This is a genomic window from Veillonella sp. 3627, assembly GCF_003992195.1.
Lineage (GTDB): Bacteria > Bacillota > Negativicutes > Veillonellales > Veillonellaceae > F0422.
In genome coordinates this window covers 187,481-203,708 of record NZ_RQVG01000001.1, presented here as the reverse complement: position 1 = coordinate 203,708, position 16,228 = coordinate 187,481, and the positions used below count along the sequence as shown (strand labels likewise).

Here is a 16,228-nt window from a genome sequence, read left to right as displayed (position 1 = left end):
TAGAAACATACAAGGGCAAAGTAACGTATTTATACAGATTATGAAAGTAATATTATATCCAACCATGGTTATGATTTATGAATAGTTACTAGCTCGATTTCATACAAGAGGAATTGTAGTGTATAGGAGGACATACAGATGATTCAACAAGCAATACGCCTCGTCACAGAGGGTCAAGATATGCCTTATGAATTGGCAAAAGCAACGATGAATGCGATTATGAGCGGAGATGTACAAGAAGTGCCTATGGCGGCCTTTTTAGGAGGCTTACAAGCAAAGGGTCCTAGTGTCACAGAGATTACAGCCTTTGCCGAGGTCATGCGAGAAAAAGCTGGTTCTGTGCCACATGACAATACAGTGGTAGAAATCGTAGGTACTGGCGGAGATGGTAGTAGTACTTTCAACATTTCTACAACATCTGCCATCCTATTAGCTGCAGCGGGCATTCCTATCGCTAAACACGGTAACCGCAGCGTGTCTAGCAAATGTGGTGCTGCTGATGTACTAGAAACACTGGGCGTGAAACTAGAACTGAATGGAGAGCAAAATAGAAAAGTTTTAGAGGAAGCAAATATTTGCTTTATGTTTGCTCCTGTGTACCACGAAGCTATGAAGTATGCGGGCCCAGTGCGAAAAGCTATGGGGGTCAGAACGGTATTTAATATCTTAGGACCTTTGGCAAACCCTGCGGGGGCTACGGTAGAGCTCATGGGTATGTACGATCGGTCCTTAGTGGAACCATTGGCACAGGTCTTGTCGAACTTAGGCGTTCATCGAGGTGCCGTCGTATATGGTAGTGACGGACTTGATGAAATTACTGCCACAGGTATAACTACAGTGTGCGAAATTGACCATGGCGCGTTTAAGACCTATGAATTAGATCCTAAGGATTACGGTTTTACTTATGCTACAGCGGATGAATTAGTGGGCGGTGATGCACAGGTGAACGCTGACATTACACGTACTTTACTAGAAGGAAAAGATAGAAGCGGTCGTGCTACAGCAGTGATACTCAATGCGGGCATGGCTTACTACTTGGCTAAAGATAGAGATGTAACCTTAGAAGCAGCGTTTAAAACAGTAGAAGAATTACTATATTCTGGTGCGGGAGCAGAGGCGCTTGCAAGATTTGTGAAAGCATCGCAAAATGTTTAATACCCGGTGGTTGCCATTATTTTTATAAAGCGGGAGATATCCTTGAGGAATAGCATATTCTTATAGGGATTTAGGTATTTAGGTATCTTGGTAACTAAATAGTGCAGATATATGAACTCCTACCGATATCATTTAGATATATGAATACTACTGATGGTGTGTTGGCATATACATACTATGATAATAAGGTTATTGCAGAATAATAGGATAGAAATAGAGATAGTTATGATATTAGATAACATAGTTGCAGCTACTGAAAAACGTGTCAAAGATGCAAAAGCAAAGCTATCCTTTTCAGAGTTGCAACAGAAAGTAGAAAGAATGCCTACAGGCAAGGATTTTCCCTTTGAACAGGCATTACAAGAGTTAGATTTTAATTTTATATGTGAAGTGAAAAAAGCATCTCCATCCAAAGGGGTGATTGCAGAAGACTTTCCTTATTTAGACATTGCGAAGGACTATGAAATGGCAGGGGCGGCCGCCATTTCCGTGCTGACAGAACCAGACTTCTTTTTGGGGAGCCCCCGGTATTTACAAGAGATTGCTGAACATGTACACATTCCCGTACTTCGGAAAGACTTCATCATTGATGCATACCAAATCTATGAAGCAAAACTGTGGGGCGCCTCGGCTATATTGCTGATTGCCGCTATCTTGGATGATGAGACGATGAGAGGCTTTCACAAGCTAGCAGATAGCTTAGGTCTGTCTTGTTTAGTAGAGGCTCATGATGAAACAGAAGTGTTGCGAGCCGTGAATATAGGGGCCCGCATCATTGGAGTGAATAATCGCACTTTAAAAGATTTCACGGTGGACGTGAGCAACAGCATTCGCCTACGCAACCTAGTGGATGATTCCGTAATTTTTGTTTCTGAAAGTGGCCTAGACACAGCAGCAGATATTCGACGTTTACGAGAGAACAAGATTCACGCTGCTCTTATGGGTGAAAGTTTTATGAGAGCCGCCGATAAAGTGGCAAAGCTAGCTGAATTGTATGGGCCAATCAGACCGAAACGTTTCGCCTATAGTACTAATAATAGAGAATTGATAGAACAGAACTATCAGCCTAAAGTAAAGTTCTGTGGTATAACTCAAGAAAATACAGTCCCTGTATTACTAGATGCACAACTAGACTATGTAGGCTTTGTCTTTGCACCGAGTAAGCGACAAGTGACGGTAGAACAAGCCCAATCCATTGCACGAAGTTTGCAAGATAGCTTAACAACTACAAGCGGTGATAAATCCAGCTCATCGGTAGGTGTGTTTGTCAATGAAATGATACCTACTATTGTAGAGATTGCCAGAGCAGTGCCACTTTCAGTAGTGCAATTACATGGAGATGAAACTATAGCCTATATTGAAACATTGCGGAACCATTTACAGGAAGAACAATTAGAATCTGTTCAGATATGGAAAGCCATACAGGTGCAGAGTAAAGAAGATGTTTTGCCATGGGAACAAGCGCCTATTGATGGACTGGTGGTTGATGCCTACTCTAAGGAAGAGCGTGGAGGCACGGGTAAGACCATGGATTGGTCGTTGCTAGAAGGTGTAGCGGTGCCATACTACCTAGCCGGTGGTATAGATCTACACAATGTAGCGCGTGCTATTCGTCGACTGCAGCCCTATGGACTCGACATGAGTAGTAGTCTAGAGACAAATGGACAAAAAGATGCTAAGAAAATGAAAACTATGGCACAGATCATTAAGACAGTAACAAATAGATGCTAAAAAATGAAAACGATGACACAGATCGTTAAGACAGTAATAAATAGATGAGGAGATATAAAATGACAACACATCGCCACGGCTATTTTGGGGACTTTGGTGGACAATTCATGCCAGAAACGTTAATGAATGCTATCATTGAACTAGAAGAAGCCTATGAAACGTATAAGAAGGATCCAGATTTTATTAAAGAATTAGAAGACCTACATGTATCCTATACAGGTCGCCCTTCTTTGTTATATTATGCAGAGAAAATGACGAAGGATTTAGGGGGCGCCAAGATTTACTTAAAGCGGGAAGACTTAAATCATACGGGATCTCATAAATTGAATAATGTGCTAGGCCAAATGCTATTAGCCAAACGGATGGGTAAAACAAGAGTCATTGCCGAAACGGGAGCGGGACAACATGGAGTGGCTACGGCAACAGTGGCAGCCTTGATGGGCATGGAATGTGAAATCTTCATGGGTCAAGAAGACTGCGAACGACAAGCTCTTAATGTGTATCGTATGGAACTATTAGGGGCCAAGGTACATCCTGTTATGTCTGGTACGAGCACTTTAAAAGATGCAGTATCCGAAGCGATGCGTGAATGGACAAATCGTATTGCAGATACGCACTACGTATTGGGATCTGTCATGGGTGCCCATCCATTCCCTATGATGGTACGTGATTTTCAGTCCATCATCAGTCGGGAAGCAAGAGAACAAATTCTAGAAAAAGAAGGTAAGCTACCTGCAGCAGTGTTAGCATGCGTTGGTGGTGGCAGTAATGCTATCGGTATGTTCTACCACTTCATTCCTGATGAAGGGGTACAACTCATCGGCTGTGAAGCGGCTGGCAAAGGAGTGGATACAGAGGAACATGCGGCGACCATGACGAAGGGGACAGTGGGGATTTTCCATGGTATGAAATCCTATTTCTGCCAAAACGCCTACGGCCAAATTGCGCCGGTCTATTCCATTTCTGCAGGATTGGACTATCCAGGTATTGGACCAGAGCATGCTCATTTGCGTGATAGTGGACGCGCGCAATATGTGCCTATCACTGATGATGAAGCGGTGGATGCTTTTGAGTATCTATCCCGTACAGAAGGCATTATTCCAGCTATTGAAAGTGCTCATGCTGTCGCCCATGCATTGCGGTTGGCACCAACATTGAGCCCTGAGGAGAGTATTATTATTTGCTTATCTGGACGAGGCGATAAAGACGTAGCCGCCATGGCAAGATATAGAGGGGTGAATTTACATGAATAACATAACCATAGCACAGGCTTTCACTAAGAAAGCATTTATCCCTTTTATCACTGCAGGTGACCAAGGGATCGGAACAACAGAAAAATACATTCGTACCATGGCGAAGGCGGGGGCGAGCTTGATTGAAATCGGTATACCGTTTTCCGATCCTGTCGCAGAAGGGCCTGTGATTCAAGCGGCTAGTGAGCGTGCTCTATCCACAGGCGTTACAACGGATGACATTTTCGATATGGTCCAACGCTTGCGCACTGGTGATGATGCGCTGACCATTCCTCTTGTGTTCATGACCTACCTGAACCCTATCTATGTGTACGGTGTTGAAAGTTTCATGAAACGTTGCGAAGAAGTGGGAGTCCAAGGGGTTATCGTACCAGATTGTCCATTTGAGGAAAAACAGGAATTAGCCCGCCAAGCAAAGGCTCATGGTGTTTCTGTGATTTCCTTAATTGCCCCTACGTCGGAACAACGTATTAAAGACATTGCGGCAGACGCAGAAGGTTTCGTGTACTGTGTATCTTCTCTTGGTGTGACAGGCATGCGCAGTGACATCAAAACAGATATCGCTAGCATTGTGCAACAAATCCGTCAATATACAGATATTCCCGTAGCCGTAGGTTTTGGCATTTCCACACCGGACCAAGCGAAGGCGATGGCGGCACTATCTGATGGTGCCATCGTAGGTAGTGCCATTGTGAAACAAATTGGTGAATGGGGCCAAAATGGTGAAGAAAAACTTTATGAATATGTTCGTTCTATGGTAGAAGCTGTAGGTAGCTAATAGTAATGCGTTTTAAGGTAACGTATATGTATTACAGGGTTACTTCGTTATACTATCCTTTATATCCAATTCTGTTATTTACGATGCCTTTTGAATAGCTGTGCAAGAAGTGTATCTTGTGCAGCTATTTTGTTTGTTTACTATCTATAAGAGGGGGAGTATTTGTTGTCCTTAAAATATATATTCTTTCCTATTGAAAATAATATGGAAACATGACTTCATATACTGTATACTTAAGAATATATAAAGTTCTTAACAGGAGACATAGGGTATGGAAAAAACAAGTATTGGTGTTGGGCGTGCTGCATTGCATGTGGCTATCTCTGAAAGTCGTGCCGAAGAGATGGCTTTACGGAAAGAGTTTGAAGCACTAGGGATTCGTAGTTGCGCCGTAGATTTTGGAGGAACTTTCACAGAGATTATTCCTAAAATCATTGAACGAGCTGTGGTAGCGGCGGATCGACAAGGATTGATTCAAGATGACCATGTCAGCAAGGGAGCTGTTGTGGGTGCTACAGCGCAAGCCTTGGAACAGTTGAAAAATAAATGTGTTGGTCTCAATGTAGGGGGAAAAGTAGGGATTGCACGAAGTCAAGAACATTTAAGTGTAGCCATCTATTTAGGGGTTGGTGTACTCCATTTAGATGAGATAGCCGTGGCTATGGCACATCGAGCTGTACCAAGTATGTAGATATGCTATAAATTTTACTGTATTTTTGGTATAATACTCTGTAGAGTGTATAGACAATAGCTAATCATTTTGGAGGTAACTATGAGTCAATTCGATTGGAAAGTATTAGATCGTAATTACGAAGATGTAATTTATGAAACATATAATGGGATTGCTAAAATTACGATTAATCGTCCGGAAGTTCGCAATGCGTTTCGTCCTAAAACGGTTATGGAGTTAATTGACGCTTTCACTATTGCTCGTGAAGATGCAGAAGTAGGCGTTATTATCTTGACTGGGGCTAATCATGGTCAAGGAGAAGATAAAGAAGCGTTCTGCTCCGGTGGTGACCAACGTGTTCGCGGTGATGGCGGTTATGTGGGGGATGACAAAATTCCTCGTTTAAACGTGTTGGATTTGCAACATTTAATCCGCATTACCCCAAAACCTGTTATCGCTATGGTTAACGGTTTTGCTATTGGTGGTGGTCATGTATTACACATCGTGTGTGACCTTTCTATCGCCTCTGAAAATGCAAAATTTGGTCAAACAGGCCCTCGTGTAGGTTCCTTCGACGCTGGTTACGGTGCTGGTTACTTAGCTCGTTTAGTAGGCCATAAAAAAGCTCGTGAAATCTGGTTCTTATGCCGTCAATATTCTGCGAAAGAAGCATTAGACATGGGTCTTGTGAACACTGTGGTTCCATTTGATCAATTAGAAGCAGAAACAGTGAAATGGTGTGAAGAAATTCTTCAATTATCTCCAATGGCACTTCGTTTCTTGAAAGCGTCCTTCAATGCGGATACAGATGGTCTAGCTGGTTTACAACAATTTGCAGGGGATGCGACTTTATTATTCTACACAACAGACGAAGGTAAAGAAGGTCGCGATGCATTTAAAGAAAAACGTAAACCTGATTTCAAACAATTCCCTAAATTCCCTTAATGGCTTAGGTTATGAAGTGGTTATATGAACTGGCACAGACACATAGAGATAAGTACTTCTTAAACGAACTTACCTATGGAGATGTGTTGACTGTAACAATAGCTACAGCAAAACGACTCGCTCCTCATCTTCGAGGGGAGAGTCGTATTGCTTTATGGGCAGAAAACTCAGTATCCATGGCGATACATATATTTGCTCTATCTGCATTGGGCATAGAAACGGTATTGCTAAATACGAATCTGACTGAACGAGAAGTAACAGAGCAAATGGAAAGTACTGGAGTTCTGACCTTGTTAGTGTCGGAAAAAATGGCGCAGGTCTTGCGAACACAAAAGGAAGTTTGTGACGTAGATGTCATAAATGTCATAGATGTCATAGATGTCATAGATGTTTCTAGTTCTGTATGTAGACTTGGTCAAGAGGACTTGCGGTATTTATGCTTTTCTACATGTATAGATACTGATTTCAAGGCTGGTTCTCCTATGTCTATTGACGGAGATTTCAAAGGCGATAGTACTAATAGTGTACATCGTGCATCTATCACAACAAGTAATGAAGAAAATCCTAGCAAGGACTCCTTTACAAATAGGTGTTGCCATCTAGGTGATGTTGGAGATTTTGTAGATGGTAATATCAATCTAATTTGGAATCCATCCGATGAAACCGTATTTTGCATTATTAACACTAGTGCTACTACAGGAAAGTTTAAATCGGTCCCTGTGCGATGGTCACAGATTGAGGCTCATGTGAAAGCCTCCGCTAAAGTGCTTGGCGTGGAGGAAGAGGACAATTGGCTTGTGGTACTCCCGATGTTCCATGTCAGTGGCTTATCTATTATTCTACGTACCTTGTATAATGGTATAAGAGCGACGATTCGTGAAAAGTTCTCGGAACAAGTGGTACTAGATGCATTAGAAACAAAAGAAGTCACTATGGTATCCTTGGTGCCCACTGTGTTACAACGCATAGTAGAACGAATACAATCACCAACTTTACGGGCTATCTTATTAGGTGGCGAGTTCATTCCTATGCCACTGTTACAAGAGTGCGTACAACGAGATTTACCAGTCTATAAGACGTACGGCATGTCAGAAACTTTTGCGCAAAGTACGACCTTCAGTATTCGGGAGTATCCAAATAAATTAGCCTCTGTAGGATATCCTTTAGAAGGTGTTACTATTGAAATTCGCAATCCCGATGAACAAGGAGTAGGTGAAGTGTGGCTTTCATCGCCTATGCTGATGAAAGGATACCTTAACAAAGAGCCGATTCAAGGCGCTTTCAATACAGATGATATTGGCTACGTAGATGACGATGGATTTTTATATCTTTTGAACCGCAGAAAAGACATCATCATTTCAGGGGGCGAAAATATTTATCCTAAGGAAATCGAGGATGTCCTATATGGAATGGACGGTATTCTGGAATGTGCCGTCATCCCTGTATCGGATCCTAAATGGGGGCAAGTGCCTGTCTTGTGCGTGGTAACAAATTGTTCCGAAGAAGATATATCACAATATCTACTGAGTCGGTTAGCGAAGTATAAAGTGCCGAAGCGTATTGTATATTATGATGCATTGCCGAAAAATAGCATGGGGAAAATATTGCGACAAACCCTTATACAGCAGATTCTTATATAACGTTATTTTGCAGTATCCTAAACTAAATTAGGTGTACTATATATAAGTATATGGAAAGGACATAGTATGAAAGAAACAACAGCCTCTTTATTAGAACAATTACAGATAGAGACATTCCACTGTGCGGGGCAAGCCTTTCAAAGTACTATGAAACTTTCACCATTTCATGCACAACCCTTTGGATTTGTCAACGGTGGCGTGTACCTTGCCTATGGAGAAGCATTGGCAGGCATGGCATCCAATGCGTTATTGGCGCAAGAAATGACGGCGCCTAGTGAAAGTGGCACAGGTTCAGAACCTATCAAACAACGAGTAGCGGTAGGTCAATCGGTGACGGCTAATCATGTGAAAGCGAAACGATGTGATGGCTATGTAGTAGCGCGTGGTCAATTGTTACACAAAGGTGGACGTAATCATGTGTGGATGATTTCTATATTTGATGAAATGGATCAACTGTTATCTCATATGACGGTGACAAATAGTATAATTAACATGTAAGAAACTATGCCTATTAGCTGGAATTTATATATAACACGATGTTATCAATACATCGATGTTAATTATACTAGAGTATCTATAGATAGATTGGTAGTACATCGTTACACTTTATAAATAAGTAGCATAAGTCTGATTAGAATTAATTTATGATACATCTTTGTATTGACTAGAAAGGAGGTGCGACTTTTATGAAAATAGATATTATATCGTTATTCCCAGAGTTTTTTGATGCTTTTTTCACACATTCCATCATCAAACGTGCTTTGCAGGCGAATCGATTAGAGATGAAAGTGACAAATCCAAGGGAATTTTCTCATAGTAAGCATGGTCAAGTGGATGATACTCCTTATGGAGGTGGCGCTGGCATGCTCATGAAAGCACCTCCTCTCTTTGAGGCTGTAGAATATGTGTTGCAGATGCCTATAGAAGAACATCGTCGTACAAAGGCGAATCACACGCGTCATGTTGTGTTTATGGGACCTACAGGGACACCGTTTACGCAAGAAAAAGCAAGGGAACTAGCCACCTATGATCAACTTGTTATAGTCTGTGGACACTACGAAGGGGTAGATTACCGAGTGGAAGAACACTTAGTGGATGAAACTATATCCATTGGTGATTATGTGTTAACGGGTGGTGAATTACCGGCTATGGTAGTAGCCGATGCAGTGGCGCGCATGATTCCTGGTGTGTTAGGAGCTACATCGGGAGCTATAGAAGATTCCTTTTATCATCCTGTACTTGAATGTCCACAATATACGAAACCCCAAGAATACAGAGGTATGATAGTGCCAGATATATTGCTAAGTGGACATCATAAAAATATTGCAGAATGGCGACTCGAAGAGTCATTGAAACGGACTGCGTTACTGCGTAATGATTTGTTGCAACGGGAACTAACCGTAGATGAAATTAAGGCGCTGAAACGATTACTAGATAGAGTTGATTCTGAAGAGGAACAACAAATACTTTCAAAATTGGTAGAACAGCCTACTTTCACAGAGGAAAAGAGGAAATAAATGGCGAATTTATATATCGGCCTCGTTCATTATCCCATTATGAATAAACATGGTGAGGTGATCACGACGGCCATCACGAACTACGATATCCATGATATTGCCAGAGCATCTACAACCTACGATGTGGAACGGTATTTCATCATTCACAATGTACCGAGCCAACGTGAATTGGCAGAAACCGTGATGAGTCATTGGAAAACGGGATTTGGCAGTACCTACAATCCGGATCGAAAGGATGCTTTCAAACATGTGGAGCTAGTCAATTCCATTCGACAAGCCATCGATATGGTGACAGAACTGGAAGGACAGGCGCCGATCGTGTGTACTACGGATGCGCGGACCTACGATAATACCATTACCTATGCGTCGCTCCGTAAATCACTTGAAAGTGAGAGCCGTCCTGTGGTAGTATTATTTGGAACGGGGTATGGTATGACGAAGGAAACAATGGAAGATTTCGATTATATCTTAGAACCCATCTACGGACATGGTGAGTACAATCATCTTTCAGTTCGTAGTGCCGTATCAATTATATTAGACCGCTTACGAGGCGAAGCGTGGTGGAATAAATAGGAGGACAGTATGTCAGGACATTCTAAATGGTCAAATATTAAACATAGAAAAGGTAAAAATGATGCGTTAAAAGCAAAAATTACCACAAAAATTAGCCGTGAAATCACAGTAGCTGTGAAAGCTGGTGGCACAGATGCAACCGGCAATATGCGTTTGAAATTGGCGTTACAAAAAGCTCGTGAAAATAATATTCCTAAGGATAATATCCAACGTGCCATCGACAAAGGTGCCGGTGCAGGGGATGCGAACAACTATGAAGAAATTACTTATGAAGGATACGGTCCAGGCGGCGCTGCCATCCTTGTAGAAGTGATGACAGATAACCGCAACCGTGCCGCAGCTGATGTACGACATGCGTTCTCCAAACGCGGTGGCAACCTAGGTGAAAGTGGATCCGTCAACTGGATGTTCAAACGCAAAGGGGTATTCGTAATTCCACAAGAAGGCAATGATGAAGAAACATTGACATTATTGGCTCTTGACGCTGGCGCAGAAGACATCAAAGTAGAAGACGATGTATTCGTTATCTACACTTTGCCAGACGATTACGATGCCGTAGAAGCTGCCCTAGCAGAAGCATCCATCGCTACAGATATGGCGCAAATCACAATGGTTCCAGATACTAATATGGAATTAACCGGTGATGACGCAGTAAATATGCAACGAGTACTAGATATGCTGGAAGACTTGGACGATGTACAAGATGTGTATCATAATTCAATTCTCAATATCGAGTAGCTAGAAATGCGATGAAGTAGCACTCTATAAGGTTTTTTGAGAGTGCTACTTTTATCAAATATGCCCTAAAAATGGCAAAAAATAAAACGGTTGCACAACCGTTGCACAACCTTTTCATATGAATGGTATTACAGAGATTAGAATAAATATAAAAAATACCTAAATTTACATATCTAATTATTGGGATTTATTTTAACAATTCATGGTAATTAGATTATTTGTGATGTAAAGAATTTTTAGTGGATTTTATTTCTGTCTGGATAAGAAAATTAAAAAAAATTAACTAATGAGCATTAATGAAAGAGCACAGCTTTTAAGCTGTGCTCTTTTTTTATTTCAATATTACTTTGTCAAATGACTCTATCTGAGTGACAGGACTACTAAATATATATTCGTTGGCATTACGAACTTTATTAATAGAATAACGTAGTTGATATGTGTATAAATTATAGTCAGAATATATATCTTGAATTTCTGAACAGTCATCATAAGTAGTAATCCACTTGTATTGATTCATCAATCTAATAGAATTTGATAACTCCACATGATCAGTATGAGTAAGTGAGTTTTTATAAAGTGCTTGTCCTTGATGATAGTAGGGAGGGTCGAAAAATATAAATAATTGATTAGGGTCTTTAGTAAGCAATATCTCTGAAATTAATCTCTTTGCATCTAACATATAAAGTTCTATTCTATTTTTTTGTTTAGAAATATCCTTAATTTTTTTTATTAGATTTTGTTTGTTAAATCTGCAATCAATAGAGTATATTGAGGATTGTTTGTATCCACCTATAGGACCACCAGTAATTATACCACCACGATTTGTACGATTCAGAAATAAGGTAGCAAATGCTAAGGAAAAGTTGTAATCTGAGATATCTCGTAATGTTAAATATATTTCTTTTTGGTGGTACCATTCGTCTATTGTAATAGGTGTATTTTCAATGGTGTCAATTAATCTATCAGTATCATATAGTATGGAATACCAAATAGAGAATATGGAGGGATCTAAATCATTAAGAATGATACTATTTACTTGATTAGCTAGTAAGAGTTCCATAGATATGCCAGAACCTCCAGAAAATGGTTCACAGTATATGGGGGATTGTATTTTATTAATTTTAATAAGATGATTTGTAAATTTTGCTAGTTGTGTTTTACCACCTGGATATCTTAATATTGATTTTGTTCTTGGCATTTGATACACCTCCTTTTATCTTATTATAAAACAGAAAATGAGGTTTGGCCATAAAAATTTACTCAGGAATATATAGTTTTTTAGAAATAATAGATACTGCATTTTTGATAGCCTCAATTAAATCATTTCCTTCTTGTTCATAGTCTTTAATCCAATAGCCAAATAAATTTGTATCATCAAATTGCGCTTGATGATATTTAAACCATTCTTTTAGCTTTTCTCTTTTTTTTCCTCTTCTTTTAAATTTTGATAAATCAGTATTTTTAAAATAATTATAAGTAAGACCGTTTACTAGGCACATAGGTTGATTTAAATATTCATTAGAATTATCGGAGTTAGAAGTCAGAAAATCATATAGACTTTCTTCAATAGATTTTGTTGAAGGAAGGATATAAATATGATGTCCAGAGGCATTTTGTGCGGCAATATCATCCATATTTCCTCTTTTAGTTTTTATATCTCCATCGAGAATTATAATTCTAGTGCCAAAGTAAGTTGGATCACATTTACTTAAGGATAATACTTCATTACAACCAACAGTTGTATTAAGCAAATTAACTTTGTGCAAAATAGATTCTGGTAATAGGTGATTAAGGACCCATCTTGCTTCAGCATCTTCAGTAATAATTTTAATTTTTTGGTTCATTCTAGTTGATGTTTCTTGCAGAAGATTTTTATACAATAATGGACCAGGTGAAGAAATAATTGTTGGAGTAGGTTCGTTATTGGCACGACTCAAAAAGTATATTTCTATCGGTTTGATATCATTATGTGAATGCTGTTGTGGTTCAGCAATTAAACGTGCATAATCAAGTAAAGAAATACTATGAGTAGTGAATATAATTTGTAAATCTAATTCTTTAGAAGATTTATATAAATAATCAAATAACTTATTCTGTGCAGATGGATGCAATGCAGCATCAAGTTCATCAATTAATAGCAGTCCACCATTATAATCGTCAGGAAAATCTATTTGTAACTTTCTAAATGATTCAACTGCTAAAAGGATTTGTGCTAGGTTATCTTGTCCAGCTGAATTAGTAAGATAGTCATATTTATCCGTATTAATACCGATAGGTGATTTATTATTCCCATCAAGATAAACACGATTAACTGATTGAATATTCTCATTGATAGAGAGAATTTTTTGGTAATTCGTAAGAAATGAATCAGAAATATTATCAATAGCTATTGGATTCTTGTCAGATGATATTAAGGCTTCTCCTAATGGGAATAAACGTGATAGGCCTAAATATAGAGAAGGATGTGACAGTTTTGCATTTGATAGTTTGCCATCTGCAGTTTTAGTTGAAGGAATAAGTCTTCCTCGTGTATTGTTTTCTTGCCATGTTATTCTGTACTTTAAGTCAGGTTCACTATCGTATGAAATACTTGCAATATTTGATTTGCTAGTGTCAAATGTAGGAGACATTTTAAATAAATCACTCCATTCACATCTAAAGGCAGATTGTAATATTGGACGACCTTTATTAGATTTTAATTCACAAGAGTTTCCTAATAAGCCAAGAATTGTAGATTTACCAACGGCATTAGTGCCAGAAAAAATAGTAATATTTTGACCAATTGTAAACTTTGAATCCTTGAAACATCTAAAGTCATTAATAGTTAGTGATGTAATTTTCATAGATTTCTCCTTTTAATTTATTGTTTATAACTAAGCTTATTTCACCATACTCATCATTTCCTCAGTAAACGTTACAGGTAATGTATTAACGGCATCTAGGAATTGTTTTCTTGTCTTATGGGTATATACATCACTGGTTACGTCGCCACTGTGTGAATGTCCTACAATGGATTTTAGGATATAGATATCCATATCGACATTGCGTGCCAGGGTGATGAACGTATGACGTGTATCGTGTGGCTTATGGTCAGAGAGTCCTAATGAGTTACATAGGCGCTCTATAGGCCTTGATAAGCGTGTAGGGATTAATTTGGGTGGTAGTAATGTTTCTGAACGTGAGAAATGTGCTTTGCTGTAAATCTCTTTTATAAAGGGCATAATACAATCAGCTAAAGGTATGATACGATCCTTGCCAGCAGCTGTTTTTGAACCGCCAATTAGATATTGTTCCTTTAGATTTACATTCTCTAGTTTCACCTGGTAGAGCTCAATAGGTCTCATTCCTGTATAGATATAGATTAACACTACACGTACAAGGATATCATCAGTATGCTGCCATAATATGGTAATCTCCTCTGGAGTAAAGGGTTTATGTATGTTTGATTTAATGGCAGGAGGAAGTGTAATATCTAGGGCATAGTTCTTTGTGATAATATCATTCTTAATAGCTTCTTTGAAAGCACCATTGATAGCTTTATAAATAGCATCATGGGAAGAACGCCCTAAATGCTTATATTGATCAATGATGTTCTGTAGGTGAATTAATCGAATGTCTTTTATAGGCATAGACCAAATACTGGACAGTTTAGGTTTCACAGCTTCAAATTTTCCTTTCTTTATATCTATACCTTGGCGTTGCTTTTCTAGTAACATCCAGTCCCAACATTGATAGAAGGGAACTGTATCACGATGCACTTTCATAGGATCGTAGACATAATTAGCGATGGCATCGTAGGCTTCCTTTTGTGTAGCAAAGGTACCGATTGTTTTACGAATATTTTTGCCATTGCTATCTTGGCCAATATACACCATAGCACGATATGGCTTGCGTAACTTCTTATGTTTCATCTTATAAACGGAACCAGTTCCATTTGCACGTTTCATTGCCATAACATAACTCCTGTAAAAAAATAACCCTCTCTATATAATAGAGAAGGTTATTTTCCATACAGGTCCCCTGAGGGATGATTGCACTTATCTTGTCTCTATTATATATAGGCCCATAAAATATATCAATAGGGATACTATCTATTTGGATATTAAATTAATGAAAGTAGTGAATCCTTCCATTGCAGTGTAAGTCCAATTTTATTAAGAAGCGAGTTGAATTGTTGTTGTGGAATAGCTTTTGAAAGAGTAGCTAGGCTACTTATCATATTTTGTATCATACATTTATAATCATGATAAGGTAAAAATAGTCGCAATGTTAAAATGAGACCCCATAATGATGTTTCACTACCTTTTGGGGTAGTTAGGTGAAAGAATAAGAGTTTCCGAGTATGTTTTCCCTTTCTAACACGATGATTATATAGCCTATCACCATGAGCACAAATATTTCTATAGGAAACTAATGTATCTAGCATGTCGTTGAAATTATTGATTAATGTTGATGTTGGTAAAGAAACTTCAAAGCCAAACTCTGAATGATAGTCATCTAGGATATTTCCAAGTACCTTCTCTTGAAGAACTGGAAGCATAGACTTGTAAAAATAAGTTAATTCACCAAAAGTTAGCTTAGTGACTAAGACCCATAAAGGCAAGGATTGATGTTTTGTTAGGTAGTGATAAAATCCAGAGTCTTGAAATTTAGAGTTTTTTTGAGTAACTGTTGATAATATGGATATAAGTCTTGTTGTAGTGTGGAGATCTGATTTAGAAAAATTATTAATATTTAAATGGCTAAATTCCGCTTTATTCTTATCAGAAAAATGATAGGCAAGTTTAGTAGCAAGATTTTTTTCAGCTTGCAATAGATACCGAAGTAGTAGGTGACGTAATTCTCTATCGAAACAATATACCTCATAAATTTGGAAGAATGTTGTACCAGAAATATAATAATCATCACCAGAAGATTCAGTAATCGTTTGATCGAGAAATATATCCTTATATCCATTAATAACGGAGTAGTAATTTTCTCTTGAAAGAATATTTTTAACCTTGCTTCCTTCAGTCCCTTTTTTTATTGAAATATTTCTTTTACGCATTAATCGCAATAAAGAGTTGAGAGATGTAAATGGTTTCGACATAGATAAAACCTCCAAAAAAAACTCGCCAACCCTTAGGTTGACGAGTGGTGTACTTCGCTCGTAAGGTCAGTACGTTTTCTCTAGTAACAGTATACTATAGGAAAATATACCCGTCAATAAGAGTTATGGTATATGATAT

The 16,228-nt window shown here is 38.7% G+C and carries 15 protein-coding genes; 11 read left to right on the top strand and 4 right to left on the bottom strand.

The features are described 5' to 3' along the window. Window positions 1–138 precede the first annotated feature (138 nt). The 11 genes from trpD to EO114_RS00930 all read left to right on the top strand — a co-directional run bounded on the left by trpD (window position 139) and on the right by EO114_RS00930 (window position 11,000). Entirely contained in the window at window positions 139–1,155 is a 1,017-nt protein-coding gene (gene trpD, locus EO114_RS00980; RefSeq protein WP_127061006.1) for an anthranilate phosphoribosyltransferase, read from the top strand. A 225-nt stretch (window positions 1,156–1,380) separates the two neighbouring features. Further along, window positions 1,381–2,886, top strand: coding sequence for a bifunctional indole-3-glycerol-phosphate synthase TrpC/phosphoribosylanthranilate isomerase TrpF (trpCF, locus tag EO114_RS00975; RefSeq protein WP_127061004.1), 1,506 nt, complete (start codon window positions 1,381–1,383; stop codon window positions 2,884–2,886). Between the two features lie 59 nt (window positions 2,887–2,945). Continuing rightward, window positions 2,946–4,139, top strand: coding sequence for a tryptophan synthase subunit beta (gene trpB, locus EO114_RS00970; protein ID WP_127061001.1), 1,194 nt, complete (start codon window positions 2,946–2,948; stop codon window positions 4,137–4,139). Further along, window positions 4,132–4,917 carry a tryptophan synthase subunit alpha gene (trpA, locus tag EO114_RS00965; RefSeq protein ID WP_127060999.1) on the top strand — a complete coding sequence of 262 codons (786 nt, stop codon included), beginning with the start codon at window positions 4,132–4,134 and terminating at the stop codon, window positions 4,915–4,917. The genes trpB and trpA overlap by 8 nt, the downstream gene beginning before the upstream one ends. Window positions 4,918–5,188: 271 nt before the next feature. After that, window positions 5,189–5,608, top strand: coding sequence for a HutP family protein (locus tag EO114_RS00960; RefSeq protein WP_127060997.1), 420 nt, complete (start codon window positions 5,189–5,191; stop codon window positions 5,606–5,608). Between the two features lie 81 nt (window positions 5,609–5,689). Next, entirely contained in the window at window positions 5,690–6,532 is an 843-nt protein-coding gene (menB, locus tag EO114_RS00955; protein ID WP_126937465.1) for a 1,4-dihydroxy-2-naphthoyl-CoA synthase, read from the top strand. Between the two features lie 11 nt (window positions 6,533–6,543). Further along, on the top strand, window positions 6,544–8,172 hold the full coding sequence (gene menE / locus EO114_RS00950) for an o-succinylbenzoate--CoA ligase (RefSeq protein WP_127060995.1): 1,629 nt from the start codon (window positions 6,544–6,546) through the stop codon (window positions 8,170–8,172). A gap of 66 nt (window positions 8,173–8,238) precedes the next feature. After that, on the top strand, window positions 8,239–8,670 hold the full coding sequence (locus EO114_RS00945) for a PaaI family thioesterase (RefSeq protein WP_127060993.1): 432 nt from the start codon (window positions 8,239–8,241) through the stop codon (window positions 8,668–8,670). Between the two features lie 188 nt (window positions 8,671–8,858). After that, window positions 8,859–9,689, top strand: coding sequence for a tRNA (guanosine(37)-N1)-methyltransferase TrmD (gene trmD / locus EO114_RS00940; RefSeq protein ID WP_127060991.1), 831 nt, complete (start codon window positions 8,859–8,861; stop codon window positions 9,687–9,689). Beyond that, complete coding sequence (locus EO114_RS00935) at window positions 9,690–10,262, top strand: RNA methyltransferase (RefSeq protein ID WP_127060989.1); 573 nt, start codon at window positions 9,690–9,692, stop codon at window positions 10,260–10,262. It abuts the gene before it with no gap. A gap of 9 nt (window positions 10,263–10,271) precedes the next feature. Next, window positions 10,272–11,000, top strand: a complete 729-nt coding sequence (locus EO114_RS00930) for a YebC/PmpR family DNA-binding transcriptional regulator (RefSeq protein WP_127060987.1) — start codon at window positions 10,272–10,274, stop codon at window positions 10,998–11,000. Between the two features lie 331 nt (window positions 11,001–11,331). On the opposite strand, the gene EO114_RS00925 is transcribed toward EO114_RS00930, so the two are convergent. The 4 genes from EO114_RS00925 to EO114_RS00910 form a co-directional block, all read right to left on the bottom strand. Then, the gene (locus EO114_RS00925; protein ID WP_127060985.1) at window positions 11,332–12,198 is read right to left on the bottom strand and encodes a DNA adenine methylase; all 867 of its coding nucleotides are present in this window, start codon (window positions 12,196–12,198) and stop codon (window positions 11,332–11,334) included. Between the two features lie 58 nt (window positions 12,199–12,256). Then, entirely contained in the window at window positions 12,257–13,843 is a 1,587-nt protein-coding gene (locus tag EO114_RS00920; protein ID WP_127060983.1) for an ATP-dependent endonuclease, read from the bottom strand. A 36-nt stretch (window positions 13,844–13,879) separates the two neighbouring features. Then, window positions 13,880–14,953 (bottom strand): tyrosine-type recombinase/integrase, encoded by a 1,074-nt coding sequence (locus EO114_RS00915; protein WP_127060981.1) that lies wholly within the window; start codon window positions 14,951–14,953, stop codon window positions 13,880–13,882. Between the two features lie 149 nt (window positions 14,954–15,102). Further along, window positions 15,103–16,089 carry an Abi family protein gene (locus tag EO114_RS00910; RefSeq protein ID WP_127060979.1) on the bottom strand — a complete coding sequence of 329 codons (987 nt, stop codon included), beginning with the start codon at window positions 16,087–16,089 and terminating at the stop codon, window positions 15,103–15,105. Between the last annotated feature and the right edge of the window lie 139 nt (window positions 16,090–16,228).

Bases quoted from the DNA above. Each gene is read 5' to 3' on its own strand.
- trpD (WP_127061006.1), top strand. From the start codon at position 139: ATGATTCAACAAGCAATACGCCTCGTCACAGAGGGTCAAGATATGCCT.
- trpCF (WP_127061004.1), top strand. From the start codon at position 1,381: ATGATATTAGATAACATAGTTGCAGCTACTGAAAAACGTGTCAAAGAT.
- trpB (WP_127061001.1), top strand. From the start codon at position 2,946: ATGACAACACATCGCCACGGCTATTTTGGGGACTTTGGTGGACAATTC.
- trpA (WP_127060999.1), top strand. From the start codon at position 4,132: ATGAATAACATAACCATAGCACAGGCTTTCACTAAGAAAGCATTTATC.
- EO114_RS00960 (WP_127060997.1), top strand. From the start codon at position 5,189: ATGGAAAAAACAAGTATTGGTGTTGGGCGTGCTGCATTGCATGTGGCT.
- menB (WP_126937465.1), top strand. From the start codon at position 5,690: ATGAGTCAATTCGATTGGAAAGTATTAGATCGTAATTACGAAGATGTA.
- menE (WP_127060995.1), top strand. From the start codon at position 6,544: ATGAAGTGGTTATATGAACTGGCACAGACACATAGAGATAAGTACTTC.
- EO114_RS00945 (WP_127060993.1), top strand. From the start codon at position 8,239: ATGAAAGAAACAACAGCCTCTTTATTAGAACAATTACAGATAGAGACA.
- trmD (WP_127060991.1), top strand. From the start codon at position 8,859: ATGAAAATAGATATTATATCGTTATTCCCAGAGTTTTTTGATGCTTTT.
- EO114_RS00935 (WP_127060989.1), top strand. From the start codon at position 9,690: ATGGCGAATTTATATATCGGCCTCGTTCATTATCCCATTATGAATAAA.
- EO114_RS00930 (WP_127060987.1), top strand. From the start codon at position 10,272: ATGTCAGGACATTCTAAATGGTCAAATATTAAACATAGAAAAGGTAAA.
- EO114_RS00925 (WP_127060985.1), bottom strand. From the start codon at position 12,198: ATGCCAAGAACAAAATCAATATTAAGATATCCAGGTGGTAAAACACAA.
- EO114_RS00920 (WP_127060983.1), bottom strand. From the start codon at position 13,843: ATGAAAATTACATCACTAACTATTAATGACTTTAGATGTTTCAAGGAT.
- EO114_RS00915 (WP_127060981.1), bottom strand. From the start codon at position 14,953: ATGGCAATGAAACGTGCAAATGGAACTGGTTCCGTTTATAAGATGAAA.
- EO114_RS00910 (WP_127060979.1), bottom strand. From the start codon at position 16,089: ATGTCGAAACCATTTACATCTCTCAACTCTTTATTGCGATTAATGCGT.